This window comes from Thermomonas beijingensis, assembly GCF_020034655.1.
Classification (GTDB): Bacteria; Pseudomonadota; Gammaproteobacteria; order Xanthomonadales; family Xanthomonadaceae; genus Thermomonas; species Thermomonas beijingensis.
In genome coordinates this window covers 1-1,317 of record NZ_JAIQDJ010000038.1, presented here as the reverse complement: position 1 = coordinate 1,317, position 1,317 = coordinate 1, and the positions used below count along the sequence as shown (strand labels likewise).

Annotated in this window: 1 protein-coding gene and 1 other annotated feature; the gene reads left to right on the top strand. The window is 57.9% G+C overall.

All coding sequences use genetic code 11. The features are described from left to right. The first annotated feature begins 50 nt into the window (after positions 1–50). Positions 51–1,276, top strand: a protein-coding gene (locus tag K7B09_RS13040; RefSeq protein WP_223629898.1) for an IS3 family transposase whose coding sequence is annotated in 2 segments (ribosomal slippage) — positions 51–333 and positions 333–1,276 — 1,227 coding nt in all. Because the reading frame shifts where the segments join, the coding sequence is not laid out codon by codon here. After that, positions 329–445 (top strand) — a sequence feature (AL1L pseudoknot). It overlaps the preceding gene by 117 nt. Positions 1,277–1,317: the final 41 nt, after the last annotated feature.

Here is a 1,317-nt window from a genome sequence, read left to right as displayed (position 1 = left end):
TGAATCGCCCCGGGTTTTGAGGAGGCTCCAACCTCTGAGAAGATGGAGCCATGAACAAATCAAACAAGTATTCCCCTGAAGTTCGCGAGCGCGCTGTTCGCATGGTGCAGGAGCACCGCCATGAATACCCGTCACATTGGGCGGCGATTGAGTCGATTGCTCCGAAGATTGGATGTGCTACCCAGACCTTGCACGAATGGGTACGCAAACATGAGATCGATACAGGAACACGCGACGGTGTTACCAGCGAAGAACGAGATCGCATCAAGGCGTTGGAGCGCGAGGTCAAGGAATTGCGTCGGGCCAATGAAATCCTGAAGCTGGCCAGTGCGTTTTTTGCCCAGGCGGAGCTCGACCGCCGACTCAAATCCTGAAAGGCTTCATTGATCAGCATCGCGACACCTATGGGGTCGAGCCGATCTGCAAGGTTTTGCAGGTTGCCCCGTCAGGCTATCGACGGCATGCGGCTTGTCAGCGCAACCCGGCACTGCGTTGTGTCCGTACCCGGCGTGATGATGGCTTGATGCCGCAGATCCAGCGGGTCTGGCAAGCCAACATGCAGGTGTACGGTGCCGACAAGGTCTGGCGCCAGTTGAACCGAGAAGGGCTTGAAGTGGCCCGCTGTACGGTTGAGCGGCTCATGAAACGTTTGGGATTGGCCGGTGTCAGGCGTGGCAAGGTGGTGCGAACCACGATTCCTGACAAAGCCGTGCCCTGTCCGCTGGACCGGGTCAATCGTCAATTCAGGGCGGATCGTCCGAACCAGTTGTGGGTGTCGGATTTCACCTATGTCTCCACCTGGCAAGGCTGGCTGTATGTGGCGTTTGTCATCGATGTCTTCGCCCGGCGCATCGTTGGCTGGCGCGTCAGCCGTTCCATGCGTACAGACTTTGTGCTCGACGCGCTGGAGCAAGCGCTATATGCCCGGCAGCCAGAACTCTCGGACGCCTTGATACATCACAGCGATCGAGGATCGCAGTATGTTTCCATCCGCTACACCGAGCGCCTCGGCGAGGCGGGCATAGAGCCGTCTGTAGGCAGTCGTGGCGACAGCTACGATAACGCGCTGGCGGAAACGATCAACGGCCTCTACAAGGCAGAATTGATTCACCGCCGTGCCCCTTGGAAAACGATGGAGGCCGTCGAACTGGCCACGCTCGAATGGGTGTCCTGGTTCAATCACCATCGCCTACTCGAACCAATCGGCTATATCCCGCCGGCCGAAGCTGAGGCAAACTACTACCGGCAAATCGCCATGACGGCAGATGCCATTTAACTTAAACCAACCGGCCTCCATGAAAGCCGGGGCGATTCACT